Here is a 15,299-nt window from a genome sequence, read left to right as displayed (position 1 = left end):
AAATGAGGCGGTTGAATCCTTCTTTGACATACCTATTAAAAGAAAAATTATGAATGGAGTGGTTGAATATCAAAAAAATTATTATGCTGCATTTGATGAAAATGGGAAGAGATATAAGTTCAACAAAAAAGAAAGTATTGAATTTGTTATAGGTGCAGATGAGAAGTTCTACTTTAGAACAGAAACTATGCGTTTTAAAGCTGAAATATTAGAAAAAGGATCTCATGATTGAGGAATAGCTGATATAGCAAAAAGAAAACAATTAGATGAAGAAAGAAAACATGATTTAAAAACCCTAGGAACAATAAATAAAACGAGATGGATTCATACTGTATTAGATAAGACTCTTAACAGCATTAAAAAACACCCAAGTGGATTGCCCAGTGAAGTAGTCGATGAACTATCAGGACTTGTCTCAGGTGTTAAGAATGAATGTTATCGCATATCATTCGAACTCAAAGAAAAATTAGGCTTATTGGATTAGTTTAATTTTCTAATTTCCTTTGATAAGATTATTATAACTTAAAAATTTAAAGGTTCATTTTGTTTAAAAACCCACGCAAAAGAGTTTAGAATTTAAAACATTCTATAACTAAAATATTGATGTAGAATTGCTTGCTAGTATTGAATCAGTCATAATCGTTGCACAAACACCTGATCCAACTAGAACTTTTCTCATTTTTAACATAAAAATTACCCCACTTTTTATTTAGTTATTTATAACGTACTTAAATTTGCTACTAGTTTTAATAAGATGACAAAAAATTAAATTCTTTTTAGGCTTTTAATAACCCAAATAAAGCTACTAATAAATTTAAATACATTATATTAATTGGAAATTTAAGAAAATATAATTGATTGATTTTTTAATATATCTTCTTACTTATTACTATACTCTCTATATAGTGGTTGCTGAACCAAAAACTGAACGGTGTTTCATTCTAACAAAGACATTTAATAATAAAAACACAACATTATGTTGTGCTTGTTTTATTATTTTGCTTTTTTCATAGCATTCATTGTTTTTCTAATATCAGATTCTGCTGGTTTTCTTCCCATACTCATATACATTGCTCTAATTTGTTTTTCTGATATAGGAGGGTTGTTTCTTAATTGTTTTTTAACTAATGTTCTAGTTATGATAAACCCTAGTATTAAACCTGCTACAAGAGAAAGTAGAACAGCAGCTACAATAATACCTGCAAAAGAACCAGTTGAATAAGTTACGTTTGCTAATAACATTTTAATTTCCTTTCTATGAATAATCTATTTTAAGTTTTTTAAAATTGATTCAGTAATATTTTCTTTGTTGAATCCAAATTTTGAAATCACAGTATTTGCTGGTGCTGATTCACCGAATCTATCGATTCCAAAAATCATTCCATTATCACCAACGTATTTGTGTCATGGCATTGAACTAGCCATTTCAAGAGCGATTCTAATTGTATTTTTATCAATTATAGAATCTCTATATTCTTTTGATTGTTTGTCAAATAAGTTTGTTGAAGGCATTGATACAACTTTACTTGCTATATTATGTTTTTCTAATTCTTTTTGAACATCTAATGCTAGTGCAACTTCACTACCTGAGGCAATTAAAGTAATTTTTGCATCTTTATTATCACTTATAATGTATGCTCCATGACTTACCTTTTTAAATATGTCACATGATTTATCACTTAATTTACAATATGAAACTTGTCTTAAATTTTGTCTTGTTAAAACAATTGAAGTAGGTGTTTTATCTAAATCAGTTAATCCAATTTTATAAGCAGCTACTGTTTCAGCATAATCTGCAGGTCTAATAACTACGTGATTTGGAATTGAACGTAACATCGCTAATTGTTCAATAGGTTCATGAGTAGGACCATCTTCTCCAACTGCAATTGAATCATGAGTAAATACATATAATTGTTGTAAATTCATAATTGAAGCTAATCTCATTGCTGGTTTCATGTAATCTGAAAATACAAAGAATCCACTTGCAACAGGTAATAATCCACCGTGAGCAGCAATACCGTTGTTAATTGCTCCCATTCCAAATTCTCTTACACCGTACATAATATTTCTTCCAGATCTATTAGTATCACTAAATACTCCATCAGCACCTTTAATTCTTGTTGATGAAGCTAAATCAGCACTACCACCAATGATCATTTTTTCTTCTTTTGCAATTTGATCAAAAATGTTTCCTGAACTTACACGAGTTGCTTCATCTGATGCTGGAATGTTATCTAATAATGCACCAAAATCAAATGTGAATTTTTTGTTAATTGCATTTTCAAGTGTTTGGGCTTCAACGACATATTCTTTTTTGTATGAATCAAACATTTTGTTTCATTCGTCTTCTTTTTGTTTTCCTTTTTCAGCATTAATTTGTCAGTGTTCATAAACTGAACTAGGAATTTCGAAGTCATCGTAATTTCAATCGAACTCTTTTTTAACAGCTTCAATATCATCTCCTAAAGGTGAACCGTGAACTGAATGAGTACCTTGTTTTGTTGCTCCTAAACCGATAATTGTTTTAACTTCAATATAAGTTGGTTTACCAGATTTTTGTGCTTGTAAAATAGCCTTTTCAATTGCTTGTAAATCTTCACCATCTTCAACTTTTAATGTGTTTCATCCTGCTGCTTCAAAACGTTTTTTCATATCTTCATTGTTTACTTGTTCAACTGATGAATCTAATTGAATGTCGTTTGAATCATGAATTAAGATAATTTTATTTAATTTATTTTTACCTGCAAATGAGATTGTTTCATATGAAACACCTTCTTGTAGATCACCATCACCACATAAAATATAAGTATAATGATTAATTAAATCATAATTCGGTTTGTTATAAACTGAAGCTAGGTGTGATTCAGCAAGCCCCATACCTACACCCATACTCATACCTTGACCTAATGGTCCAGTAGTAACTTCAACTCCGCTTGTTAATGTTGATTCAGGGTGACCTGGAGTTTTACTTTCTCATTGTCTAAATTGTTTTAAATCTTCAATTGATAAATCATATCCTGATAGGTGTAAAGCAGAGTATAATAAACCACTACCATGTCCAGCAGATAAAATGAATCTATCTCTATTAAATCATTTTGGATTTTTTGGGTTAAAGTTCATAATTTTGTTAAATAAAACATAAACAATACCAGCAGCACCTAAAACAATTCCTGGGTGTCCAGATTTAGCTTTATTAATAGCTTGAACTCCAAGCATACGCAAAGCATTTAAATTATCATTACCTTTATTTATCATTTTTTTGCCTCTCTTAATTTTTTAATTTTTTCAGAAGTTATATCATTGTTATTTTCATCAACAACTTTAATATTAGATAATTGTTGTTTAAAATTTTGTCTAAACAATTCTAAATATCTTTGTTTTAGTAATTCACGAGTTCGAGATTCTTGTTCATTTAAACTGCGTTCTTTTTTAATTTTTGCTAATTTATTTATCTCATCAACTACTTGTTGCATTGTTAATTGGCTAATATCTCTGACATATTTTCTTCCTTTACTTATATTATTTTATACTAAATAATACTTATATTAATGGTTTTCTTAAAGTCACTAAAGTAGATTTTTCTTCTCCTGGAATGTTTATTGTAATAGACATCGCTTGTTTTACAACAAAGTTAATTCATCCTAATCCAGAAATAGAAATATCAAATTCTTTATTGATATCATTTTTTGTAAAATCAAATTTATATGAATAAACTTTTTGACTTGAAATATATGGAGTAAGTATTTTTCTATTTTTATTTCAATATCTTTCTACATTATCTGAACTTGTTCTATGAAGCTTAATGTTTTTATTAACATAAATATGAAAATCAGTTTTTGATTCTGATTGATAATCAAATCAAGCTACACCTGCAAAAAATATTGAATTATTAGTATTTAATCTGTAAGTGAACTGTTTTAATTCTTTTTTAAAATAACAGTATTTTCAAAATCTTTTATTCATTAAATGAGCAATACTGTTTTTTCTACTTACCCCAGCACTATCGTAAATAATAGTGTTTTGATCTAGTTTAATAGAAATAAAATCTAAAGTTGTGTTGAAATAATTCGAAACAACAATACTTGGAACTAAATTATTCATTTCTAATAATTTGTTAATTAAACTAGATTTTCCAACATTACTTGCACCTATAAAATATTGTTTATATTGATTATTATTTTTAATTTCATTTAATAATGGCTCAGATAAATTCATTGTTTTTGCTGATACTAATAAAATATCAAGATCGTTTAAATTAGAATCTTTAAATAAATCTGAAATGTAATTTTTGATTTTTGATAATTTAACAGATTTTGGTAATAAGTCTATTTTATTTATAACTAATTTAACTTTATGATCTTTTATAATTTCTTCTATGTTTTTAATTCTTGATCCTTCTATGTCAAATACATCTAACACATAGTAAAAAATTAAATCTTTTTCAGTTTCAACTAAGTTTTTAATTTTTTCAATAAATTGATCTGAATCAATTTCATTTGAAACTAATTCATTATAATTTTTAATTTTAAAACATCTTAAACAATAAGCGTGTTCAGTGTTTTCTACATAACCAATTTTAGTTTTGTTCTCTTGTTGTAAACTACTTCCACAACCTAAACATTTTTTCATAAAATCACCTTTCTATTGATTATTTTCAACTTCTTTTTTAATATATTTATTTTTATTATCACTGAATTTTGAAAATGCATATAAAAAATCTATCATGTATAAAATCTTTAAAACATCATTAAAACAATGTGTTTTTGCTAAACTAACTTTTCTAGTGTAGTTTTTAAAATGATCAACATCAATATCTTTTAAACTAAACAATTTCAATGCATTACAACATAAATCATAAATATCATCTTCATCATTTAATCCTTTATCTGAAAATATTTGTTTTGTATAATCAAAAAACTTTCTTAAGCTAGGTAATTGAATAGTGTCATCTCCAATTAGTCCTTTATTTAAATTTTTAGGATTATAAAATTCATTGTTATTTTCATCAGCGTTTGAAAAAGATAATTTTTGTAAAACTTTATATATATCAAAAGAATTAACTGTATATTGTTTTGTTTGAGAATCTAAAATAAATAAATCAGATTTTTTATTTTTTAGAATAACTTTATTTTGATTAATTCATAATTCAATAATCTTTTTATCATTAGCACTTCCTGCAAAAATAATAGTTCTAATTTTTTTACTAATACACATATTTAAAAAGCTATTTTTTAATGAGTTATATTGTTTTGTGAAATTATAATTTGGATCATTATGTTTTCTTTTAATAGCTAAAGATTTTATAGCTTTTCTATTTACTCTGTAATAAATTTCATTCATGTTTTTAGCAAATGAATACTGTAAAATATAGACCAAATCTTTTTGTTGTTCATCATATAAAGTTGGAGTTATATTATCGGTGTTGTGTGATCTATTGAAAAACTCTGTATCAACAATAATTGCTGGTCATTTAATTTTTTTTAGTTCGTTTGATACTTCTTTTTTGTTGATATAAAAATATTGAAAGTCATTTATAAAATATTTATCTTTGTTTGAAGTTATACTATTAAAATTCATGCTCTATCATCTTTTCTATAAATAATGATATCAAAACATTATTGTTTGTTGAATATAAACAATTTAATATAATATAATGTTAGTAGAAATTTAAAAGCGAGATATTATATGAAAGAGATAAAAAAATTTAAAGATTTATTTTTTTATAGTTTTAAAGAAAATATCATAGATTCAGTTAAAAAAGAGCTTGCTTCATTAAATATTGAAGATTCAACTCAAGTGGTGGGTTTACAGAATGAAAACGAAGTTGAATTACAGCCCTTTTTAGAAATGTTACCAACACATGACAATATAAATGAAACTATAAATTTAATAATTAATGAAGTTAATGAGTGCAAAGATTTTGATGATTTAAAATTATATTTTAATAAACGTATTAATGATATTAATAAGATAAATTCACCTGAAAATTTTACTGAATTTTTAACTAATATTAGTAAAGAAGGATCGAATTTTATTTTAAATATTCAACTATCTAATGTTTTTAATACATACCTACCATTACTTTCACAAAGTGTAGATATTTTAAGTAAAATAGGAGAAGATGAACTTTTAAAAGAAGTTTCATATGAAGATGTTTATTACTTATTAAATTCAACTTTAGAAAAATCTTTAGAAGAATTAACTTCTTATGTATATAACAATAATAAATTAGATGAAACATTTAATTCTTATTGTGAGTTGTTAAAAAACACAAAAAGTTGAGAAGAAAAACTAGAAATAGCTTCAAAATTTAGTAATCATTTATCAAAAGAACAAATTGAATCTTTACAATCGATAACTGAAATCCCATCGCACGATGAAAACTTTATTAAAATATTGTAAAAACAGAAATTATAATTAAGAAAATTAAATATTTAATAAGTCTTTCAAATAGAATATGTGATGAACTATCTGAAAATATAAAGTAAAATGATTATCAACATTTTACTTTTTTTATATATTCACTTCCTTTTAATGTGATTTCTCTTCCTTTAAATGTTCTTATGATTAAATTTTGTCTTATTAGAAATGGTTCTATATTATTTGAAATAATAACTGGAGTTGTGTTTAAAATATGAGCGATATTTTCTAATCCCATTCTTTTATTTTTTGATATCATTTCTAAATATTTAATTTCTGTTGAAGTTAATCCAAGTTTAAAAACACCCAGCTTTTTAAAAACTTGGTCAATATATTTAATGTCAACTTTTTTAGGGTTTTCAACAACAATGTGATCATGAATTCTTTTTATTAGATTAATTGCTATTCTTGGAGTTTGTCTACAATAACTAGAAATATATAAATAAGTGTCTTTGTCTAGTTTTAAGTTTAATTTATTACAATATAATTCAACAATTTTACTCATATCATCAATACTATATTCACTAAGCGTGAAATTAATTGAAAATCTATTTAATAAAGGTATTGGGATTTTATTAATTTCAGTAGTTGCAGAAATTAGTGTAAATTTAGGTAGATCAATATTTACAACTTTAGAATTATAATCTTTTCCTATAATGATATTTAATTTATTTTCTTCTAAAACTGGATAAATAATTTCTAACACTTCTTTATTTACAGCATGAATTTCATCAATAAAAACGATATCTTTTTCTTTTATGCTTGTAAGTATTGAAATTATATCGCTGCTTTTTTGTAAATTAGGACCATTTAATATTCTAATATTAGTTTTTAATTGCTTAGATAATAAATATGCTAAACTAGTTTTTCCATAACCGCTAGGACCATATAAAAATATATGATCAACAACTTTATTTTGTTTTTTAGCCGATTTTAAAAATACTTTTAAATTATCAATTATATGATGTTGACCAATATATTCATCTCAAGTTTCGGGCCTAAACAAGGTTTATCTCCAATAAAACATACTTAGTTAATTGGTCAACGCTCATTTTATCATCAGCATTAATAATAACTTTATAAATATCTTTAGTTTTGTAACCTAATTTTTCTAAACTAATTAGAACTTGTTGTTTTTTATCACTTAATTGATTATTAAATAATGATTTTTGCATACCATTAATAATTAATTTTGCAGTGTAATTTCCTATACCTTTAATTTTTAAAATTTTATCTGTATTACCACTTTTAAAAATATCAATTAATTCTTCATAATTATATGAATCTAAGATCTTTAAAACGGTTTTTTGACCTATGGTATTTATGTTTATTAATATCTCAAAAAGGTTTCTATTTTCTACATTTAAAAATCCAAAAGATTTTAATTCATTTTCAATTCAAACATTTGATATATAAAGTTTTATTTCTGTATTTTCTTTTATATCTTTCATATCATTTTTAGAATAAAAGAATTTATAACAAATATTGTTTAACAATAAATATATGTAATCTTGATCTATTTTAATTAATTTTGCTATTATGTATTCTTTCATATTATCACCTATTAATGTATTAGCAAAAAAATAAAAAAAGAGCCCTTTTAGGCTCAAATTAATCTATCACTATTTGAATTTACGGTTTTGTTTTTGTTTGTAAATTCTTTTTTCTTTTTTACTTAAGTGATATTCACGTTTTCTAGCTTCTGCTTTGTTAGAAGAAGCAACTTTTTGGAAGCGTTTTAAAGCTTTTTCAATTGTTTCTCCATCGTGCACGATAACACTTGCCATTAACTTTTCAACTCCAATTCAATACAATTTCTATTGTATAATATTTTGTAATAAAAATAAAGAGTTTAAAAGATTTTTTTATAAGTTTAATTGTTACATTTTTTTAGGAGCTTCAATTCCAATAATGTCAAATAAATTTTCTAAAACTTGTAATGTAGTTTTTACTAAATTTAATCTTGCTTTTGTTAATTCAAGATTTGATTCATCAATTATTTTTAAATCTGAATAATATGAGTGGAATTGCTTAGCAATTGATTGAATATAATCACAAATTTGGTGAGGTGCAGTATTTTTACATGCCATTTTAATAACTTCTTTAAAATTATCTAAAGTTAATAATAATTCTATTTCTTTATCATTAGTTAATAAGTTTGTTGATTCAAATTTCATATCAATGTTTTTTTCTTTAGCTTGGTTTAAAACTGAATTACATCTTGCAGTTGCATATTTAGCATAATAAACAGGGTTTGATGCATTTTTTTGTTGAATTAAGTCTAGATCTAAATCCATATGAGAACTTGATGATTTAGAAGCTAACATATATCTTAATGCATCTTTTCCAACCATTTCTTGAAGATCTGCTAATCAAACAGCGGTACCTTTTCTTTTACTCATTTTGTATTCTTGACCATCTTTAATTAAACGAACCATTTGAACCATTTCAATATCTAAAATATTTGGATCATATCCTAATAAAGCTAATCCAGCACGCATACGTGGAATATAACCGTGGTGATCTCCACCTCAAACGTTAACTAATTTATTAGCATTTGTTCTTTGAATTCTTAAATTATGAGTTGTTAGATCTGGAGTGATGTAAGTATAAGTTCCATCTGATTTAACAATCGGACGATCTTTATCATCACCAAAATCAGTAGTTTTTAATCAAATAGCTCCATCTTTTTTATAACTAGCATTTTTTTGTTCGTATAATTCTAAAACTTTTTCAATTTGATGAGTATCATAAACTTCTTGTTCACTTGAATAATGTTCAATAACTACTCCAAAATCTTTTAACTGTTGTTTAATTACATCCATAAAATAAGCAACAGATTTTTTTCTAAATAATTCATGAACTTCTTCATCTAAAATGTAAGTATCTGAGAATTTAAGATCTTTGAATTTGTCACCGTATTCTTTGATTAATTCATATGCTAGATCATCATACATATCTCCAGCATATGAACTTTCAGGTTTTTTAGCTTCAATTCCTAAAGCTCATAAATAATGAACAAAAACAGTTACAGCTAAAATATTGATTTGATTTCCAGCATCGTTAATATAGTATTCTGTTTGAACTGTATTACCTGCTTTTTTTCAAATATTTACTAGCACTGAACCAATAACTGCGTTTCTAGCATGACCAATATGTAAAAATCCGGTTGGGTTAGCTGAAACATATTCAATGTTAAAAATATAGTCTTGCTTTTCTAGTTGACCATAGTCTTTTTTTGCTGTTAAAACGTTATTAATAACTGTTGAAAGTAATTCAGGTTTAATTAAAACATTTATAAATCCAGGACCAGCAATCTCAATACTTTTATATTTATTAGTTTTTTCTAATTCTTGTTTAAATATATTTGCTAGTTCTACAGGTTTTTTACCAACTTGTTTTGATCCAGCTAATGCAATAGTAGTTGCTAATAATCCTGCTACTCCATTTTTATTGATTTCAACAATTGGCTCTTTATCTATTTTTAGTTCATCACAAATATTTTTTAAATCTTGTTTGAATATTTCAATAATTGTTGCCATAGGTTTTCCCCTTTTTAATTACATTGTCATTAATTCTTTTTCTTTTACTTTTGTTAATTCATCTAGTTCTTTTACTGATTTATCAGTTAAGTTTTGAATTTGTTTTTCTACATCTGAAATCATATCTTTTGATAATCCTTCAGTTTTGTTAGTTTCAGAAATTGCATCACGTCTAATATTTCTGATTCTAACTTTGTATCCTTCTAATTCTTTTTGAACTTTTTTAACTAGATCTTTACGAACATCTTCAGTTAATGGTGCGATTGGAATTCTAATTAATTCAGCATCGCTAATTGGATTTAGTCCTAAATCAGCTTTATGAATTGCTCCAACAGCTTCTTGGATAATATTTCTATCATATGGTTTTACTACTATTAAATTTGCTTCTGGAGTTGTAATTTGTGAAATTTGGTTTAATGGCATTAATGATCCATAATAATTAATCATAACTTTATCTAAAATAACTCCACTAGCTTTACCAGTTCTGATTTGTTTTAAATGTTGTTTGTACGCTTCAATTGTACTTTTCATTTCTTCTTGTGCACTTTCTAAAATTAGTTCTATCATATTATTGTTTCCTATTCTATAATTGTTGATTCTAGTTTGTTTTGTAATACTTTGACAATGTTATTTTCTCCTGACATGTCAAATATTTCTATTTTTAATTTAGCATCTTTTGCTAAAGTTGCTGCAGTTAAATCCATTACCCTTAATTGTTTAACTACAAGTTCTTCATGTGTTATTTTATCTATGAATTTAGCATCTTTATTTGTTTTAGGATCTTTATCAAAAAGACCTTTAACACCATTTTTGGCCATTAAAATAACATCTGCTCCAATTTCATATGCTCTAATTGTTGCATTAGTATCAGTTGTAAAGTGAGCATATCCTGTTCCACCTACAAAAATAGCAATGTAACCCTCACTCATTTTTATTCTTGCTTTTTTAAAGTTGTAATCATCAGTTACTGTTTTTATAGGTAATGATGAATAAATATTTACTTTATCATATCCTAATGATCTAATAGTACTTTCTAAAGCAATTCCGTTCATCACAGTAGCCATCATTCCCATATAATCTGCATTAATTTGTGGCATACCAATATCTTGACCAAGTTTTCCTCTTCAGATATTTCCACCACCAACAGCAATAGCTAGTTTTAAACCATTTTTTGCTAGTTCAACTATTTGACTACAAATATTTTCTAAGCATTTTTTATCATAAACTTCACTGTCACCTTTTAAAGCCTCACCACTTAGTTTTAAAAGGACAGTTTCATATTTATATTTCATTTTTCACCTCAAAATAATTAAAAATCATTCTTATTCTAATTATATAAAAAATCCTATCTTTAATTCTACATAAAAAAGATATCTTTTTTAATCGTTAATCCAAGTTATTTAAACTAGTTGCTTTATTAATAAAAATAAAAACAATTTTACACTTAATAATAAAGTGTTTTTGTTCTTATTTTGTATTATATTTAATTCTCGTTTTCTTTTAGATAAACTAATCCATTTTCATAACTTAACTGGATGACTTTGTGTTTTAAATTATTTGTTTTTGCATAATTTAAAGAAAATAATATTCTTTCATTTTCTGATAATTTGAGTTGTGAATTTCTAGCTAATCTTTTTAAATCATCATCAATAAATTTATTATTTAATCTATTGATAATTTCTTTTTTATAATCAATTAAGTTTTTAATTTCTATGTTAAGTTTATGATTTAAAACCATAATCACTTCATCTAAATAATCATTTACAAAATCATCAACTTCTTTTATTTGCATAGCTTGATAAATTGTTTTACATTTTTGATAACCTATATTTTTAAATACATATCAACTAATTGAACAGTGAATTGCATTTAACATATATATTTTTTTATCTATTTGATTGTCAAAGTCATCAACATATTTTAAGTGTTTTAGCTTATCAACGTCTTTAGGTCATTGTTTATTATCAACTGCTCATAAATAGTAATCTTCACATTCTAAAAAATCACTCATATTATTTTGAATAGGAATAATTCTATCTACTAGTACATCAACAAAATGAATATATGAAGTTAAATTATTAAACTTAGTTTTAAATCAAGAACTAACTCTAATTTTATTTTCACAACACATAACAATAAGTTCTTGTTGCTTAGCTGATTTATAATCTATAATTTTTTGTATGTATTGTTTTATATGATCTAAATTATTTACACCTATAGAAATTGTGATCAAATTTATTTCATCTCAAGTGTTTTTATACTTTAAAAAATCAGATAATAAATAGCTTTTGAAATTATTTATTATGTATTGTTTTTGTTCTGAAGTTTTTATTTTAATGACTTTTTGCTTATTTAATTGGTCTACTACTTTTTTGTTATTATCTACAAAATATATTAAATCTACTTGTTGAGATAAAACACAACCAATTAATCCTTTACCAATGTTTCCTGCACCAAAGTGTATTAGTTTCATTTTTTTACTTTATTTAGTACTTTTTAATCAATTAACATAAACAAAATCTAATAATTGAATTGTAAGTTGAGCTTTTATTGAATTAATACTTCACAATTCTGATTCATTACTTTCAAAATATAAATATTCATCAAACAACTCAATTAAAGAACTTTCTTTTGGTCCTAGTCCAACAATTTTTACTTTTTTATTAAGAGATTCTGCAATTTCTCTTATGTATTCATTTTCTCCTGAAATAGAAATTAAAATAACTAGATCATTAGACCTTATTCTATTTAAATAAGTTTTAATAGAAATATAATCAGATTCAGAAATAACATCTTTACCATATCATCTTAAACGCTGGATAAAATTTTTAGATACATTATAAGAAAGGTTGAATGCAAATAAATAAATTTTATTAGATTTAGAAATAAGTTTATTTACTTCACTTAGTGGCTGGTTAGTTAAGTTTTGTTCTTGTTTTTTTAGTGATTCAAATAATATCTCAAAATAATCATTGAAAAATTGAGGTTTATTATCTATTCTTGAACTTATAGGAACAAACTTATTATCTATTATAATAGACTTTGAAATATCATCTAATCTATACTTCAATTCACTAAAACCTTTTAAATTTAATTTTTCTGCAAATCTTGTAATTTTAGTAGGACTTGTATTACATTCTTGTGAGATTTTTGTTATTGTTAAATTTCTAATATCTTGATAATTTTTTAATAAATTTGTCGACATAATTTCACCTTTTTTGAAATGACTATTAAAAATGATGCTTTTAAAAATTATTCTCTAGTACTAAAATCAATAAACTTTTCTATAGTTGGATTTTTTAATAAATCATTAAATAATTCGTCATTCATAGCATTAATCGCGATCTTTTGTAAAATATCAATTTGATCTTGTTCTTTTAATGCTAAACCTATAATTAATTGTACTTCAGAATCATCTCATATTATCGGTTTTTTCAAATGAATTGCCACTATTTTAGATTCATTAATATATTTCATACCTTCATATGTTCCATGAGGTATAGCTATTTTTGAGCCTATATTAAAAGAAGAAGATTTTTCTCTTTTATCAATAGAGTCAATATATTCTTTAGCAACTTTTTGTTCTTGTAGTAGTTTTTTTTATTTTATCTAAACATTCTTTTTTAGAACTTAGTTCTTGGTTTAAGTGAATATTATTTTTTGATATCATTACATCACTTGTCCTCCTGTGATATTTATTGATTGACCTGTGCAATAACTTGCTTTATCAGAAATATAGAATAATAAAACATTTAATACATCTTCAAATGAGCAACCACGTTTTAGTGGAACTTTATCAATGTATAACTGCTTAACTTCAGATTCTTTAATGTTTAATTTTTTAGCATATTGTGGAATTAAACTTTCAAACATTTCAGAATCTAATAAATTTCCTAACATTAAAGAATTTACTCTAATGTTGTGTTCTGCTAAGTCTAAAGCAAGACTTTGAGTTAATCCAACTCCACCAAATTTTGCAGCTGAACATCCTGAATTATGTTTTGATCCTACTCTACCTGATTTTGAATTTATTTGAATGATTTTTCCATTAGAATTATTTTTAATCATTATTTTAGAAGTTTCTTTAGCTGTTAAAAAGTATCCATCTAAATTTATTTTTACACTTTTAATAAAATCGACATATTCAAAATCTGTTATTTTAGAAGATTTTGCTCATCCTGCATTATAAATTAGTGTGTCGATAGTTGTATATTTATTTTCAATTTCGTTAAAAACCTTTACAACATCTTGTTCATTTGTTAAATCACATAAATATGTATCAATTGAAGGATTTTCAGTTTTTAATTTGTCTAAATCAGTGCTATCAATATCTAAAACAACCACTTTGTATCCGTTATTATAAAGACCCATTGCTAGATATTTACCTAAACTTTTAGCACCACCTGCTACAATTGCTACTTTTTCCATTATTTTTCTCCTTTTTGCTTAATTAGTTTAAATAAATCATCGTAAATATTTTTACCAATGAATTGTTGTACTGGATAAATGTGTGCACTGGGTGCTTTTTGCTTTGCAAAGTCTTGGAAATTTTGCATTGTAATCACTATATCGTAATCATCTTTTAAATCTTTTACAGCTATATTTGTAACCTCAATCTTGAAGTCATTACTGTTTATTCATTTTCTAATAAGACCTGCTGCCATTGCACTAGATCCCATTCCAGCTTCACAAGCTACAACAATTTTTTTAATATTTGAATTTACTGAATTAATGTTTTGGTCATTGTTGAAAACGATTCCCTCATCAGTAATTTTAATTTCTTGGCTACCGTTTTCTGAACTAAGATTTTTTCTATCTTTTAACTATAAAAGTTCTACCTAATATGACTATAGAAAAACTTGAAAATTAAGCAGTTTTTTATAAATAACCTTAAAATGTATAAGATCAAGCATGAATAATTACTTAAAATTAATTTAAACAGACATAGAATAAGTTAAAAAAACTATTATTTTATGTCTTTTTTTATGTTATAATATAGATATAATGCTATATAAAAGGAAAAGAGAGATAAAATGGCGATACCTTTAGAAATAAGACAGGTTGCAAGACCTAAAAACACAGTTGTAAAAGATTATTTTGGAAAATATAAAGTTGTAAAAAGAACTAGTAAATACGTTAACGGAAAAGCTATACCAGTTGATCTGGAAATAGTTGGTGAAATAATAGATTTTCAATTTGTACCTTTTGAAACACCAATTCCAGTTGGTCAAAGATCAAAAAAGAAAAAAGAATTAATCGAAACAGGTACTGATGTTAAAGAGTATGGAAACGTTGCAATATTTACAAAAAACAGTGAAGATATTTTAGAAAAATTAT

18 protein-coding genes and 1 pseudogene are annotated in these 15,299 nt (G+C 24.8%); 3 read left to right on the top strand and 16 right to left on the bottom strand.

The genetic code is table 4. The annotated features are described in order from the left end of the window. The first annotated feature begins 49 nt into the window (after positions 1-49). Positions 50-484 carry a hypothetical protein gene (locus AB668_RS05675; RefSeq protein WP_050517115.1) on the top strand — a complete coding sequence of 145 codons (435 nt, stop codon included), beginning with the start codon at positions 50-52 and terminating at the stop codon, positions 482-484. Positions 485-993: 509 nt separating this feature from the next. Here the strand turns inward: AB668_RS05675 and AB668_RS01115 are convergent. From AB668_RS01115 to AB668_RS05815, 5 genes are all read right to left on the bottom strand, one after another. After that, positions 994-1,242 (bottom strand): YneF family protein, encoded by a 249-nt coding sequence (locus AB668_RS01115; RefSeq protein ID WP_050517259.1) that lies wholly within the window; start codon positions 1,240-1,242, stop codon positions 994-996. 24 nt (positions 1,243-1,266) lie between these two features. After that, positions 1,267-3,255, bottom strand: a complete 1,989-nt coding sequence (gene tkt / locus AB668_RS01110) for a transketolase (protein WP_050517258.1) — start codon at positions 3,253-3,255, stop codon at positions 1,267-1,269. Further along, the gene (locus tag AB668_RS01105) at positions 3,249-3,473 is read right to left on the bottom strand and encodes a DUF896 domain-containing protein (protein ID WP_050517257.1); all 225 of its coding nucleotides are present in this window, start codon (positions 3,471-3,473) and stop codon (positions 3,249-3,251) included. The genes tkt and AB668_RS01105 overlap by 7 nt, the downstream gene beginning before the upstream one ends. Before the next feature lie 67 nt (positions 3,474-3,540). Then, positions 3,541-4,629, bottom strand: a complete 1,089-nt coding sequence (gene yqeH / locus AB668_RS01100; RefSeq protein ID WP_050517256.1) for a ribosome biogenesis GTPase YqeH — start codon at positions 4,627-4,629, stop codon at positions 3,541-3,543. A gap of 12 nt (positions 4,630-4,641) precedes the next feature. After that, the gene (locus AB668_RS05815; RefSeq protein WP_050517255.1) at positions 4,642-5,577 is read right to left on the bottom strand and encodes a hypothetical protein; all 936 of its coding nucleotides are present in this window, start codon (positions 5,575-5,577) and stop codon (positions 4,642-4,644) included. 108 nt (positions 5,578-5,685) lie between these two features. Between AB668_RS05815 and AB668_RS01090 the strand changes: the two genes are divergently transcribed. After that, positions 5,686-6,402, top strand: coding sequence for a hypothetical protein (locus AB668_RS01090; RefSeq protein ID WP_050517254.1), 717 nt, complete (start codon positions 5,686-5,688; stop codon positions 6,400-6,402). A gap of 91 nt (positions 6,403-6,493) precedes the next feature. On the opposite strand, the gene ruvB is transcribed toward AB668_RS01090, so the two are convergent. The 11 genes from ruvB to AB668_RS05890 form a co-directional block, all read right to left on the bottom strand. Further along, complete coding sequence (ruvB, locus tag AB668_RS01085) at positions 6,494-7,426, bottom strand: Holliday junction branch migration DNA helicase RuvB (protein ID WP_050517253.1); 933 nt, start codon at positions 7,424-7,426, stop codon at positions 6,494-6,496. Further along, positions 7,419-7,973, bottom strand: coding sequence for a Holliday junction branch migration protein RuvA (gene ruvA / locus AB668_RS01080; protein ID WP_050517252.1), 555 nt, complete (start codon positions 7,971-7,973; stop codon positions 7,419-7,421). Before ruvA ends, ruvB begins: the two co-directional genes overlap by 8 nt. 69 nt (positions 7,974-8,042) lie before the next feature. Next, positions 8,043-8,207, bottom strand: coding sequence for a 30S ribosomal protein S21 (gene rpsU / locus AB668_RS01075; RefSeq protein ID WP_004427726.1), 165 nt, complete (start codon positions 8,205-8,207; stop codon positions 8,043-8,045). Positions 8,208-8,300: 93 nt separating this feature from the next. Continuing rightward, positions 8,301-9,962: an arginine--tRNA ligase gene (argS, locus tag AB668_RS01070; protein WP_050517251.1), complete on the bottom strand. Its 1,662-nt coding sequence runs from the start codon at positions 9,960-9,962 to the stop codon at positions 8,301-8,303. Between the two features lie 18 nt (positions 9,963-9,980). Then, positions 9,981-10,529, bottom strand: coding sequence for a ribosome recycling factor (gene frr / locus AB668_RS01065; RefSeq protein ID WP_050517250.1), 549 nt, complete (start codon positions 10,527-10,529; stop codon positions 9,981-9,983). 11 nt (positions 10,530-10,540) lie between these two features. Next, positions 10,541-11,254: a UMP kinase gene (pyrH, locus tag AB668_RS01060; RefSeq protein WP_050517249.1), complete on the bottom strand. Its 714-nt coding sequence runs from the start codon at positions 11,252-11,254 to the stop codon at positions 10,541-10,543. 191 nt (positions 11,255-11,445) lie between these two features. Beyond that, on the bottom strand, positions 11,446-12,435 hold the full coding sequence (locus AB668_RS01055; RefSeq protein WP_050517248.1) for a mannitol-1-phosphate 5-dehydrogenase: 990 nt from the start codon (positions 12,433-12,435) through the stop codon (positions 11,446-11,448). 9 nt (positions 12,436-12,444) lie between these two features. Further along, positions 12,445-13,167, bottom strand: coding sequence for a MurR/RpiR family transcriptional regulator (locus AB668_RS01050; protein WP_082160314.1), 723 nt, complete (start codon positions 13,165-13,167; stop codon positions 12,445-12,447). Positions 13,168-13,214: 47 nt separating this feature from the next. Continuing rightward, positions 13,215-13,514 carry a PTS sugar transporter subunit IIA gene (locus tag AB668_RS01045; protein WP_235443313.1) on the bottom strand — a complete coding sequence of 100 codons (300 nt, stop codon included), beginning with the start codon at positions 13,512-13,514 and terminating at the stop codon, positions 13,215-13,217. Positions 13,515-13,631: 117 nt separating this feature from the next. Then, the gene (gene srlD / locus AB668_RS01040; protein ID WP_050517246.1) at positions 13,632-14,390 is read right to left on the bottom strand and encodes a sorbitol-6-phosphate dehydrogenase; all 759 of its coding nucleotides are present in this window, start codon (positions 14,388-14,390) and stop codon (positions 13,632-13,634) included. Then, on the bottom strand, positions 14,390-14,665 hold the full coding sequence (locus tag AB668_RS05890) for a hypothetical protein (RefSeq protein ID WP_268777942.1): 276 nt from the start codon (positions 14,663-14,665) through the stop codon (positions 14,390-14,392). The genes srlD and AB668_RS05890 overlap by 1 nt, the downstream gene beginning before the upstream one ends. A 330-nt stretch (positions 14,666-14,995) precedes the next feature. On the opposite strand from AB668_RS05890, the pseudogene AB668_RS01030 reads away from it, so the two are divergent. Continuing rightward, a pseudogene (locus tag AB668_RS01030) lies at positions 14,996-15,299 on the top strand (hypothetical protein); the annotation flags it as partial.

It is taken from the genome of Mycoplasma sp. HU2014, assembly GCF_001199495.1.
Classification (GTDB): Bacteria; Bacillota_I; Bacilli_A; order Mycoplasmatales; family Mycoplasmataceae; genus Mycoplasma.
This window is presented reverse-complemented; position numbering and strand designations above follow the sequence as displayed.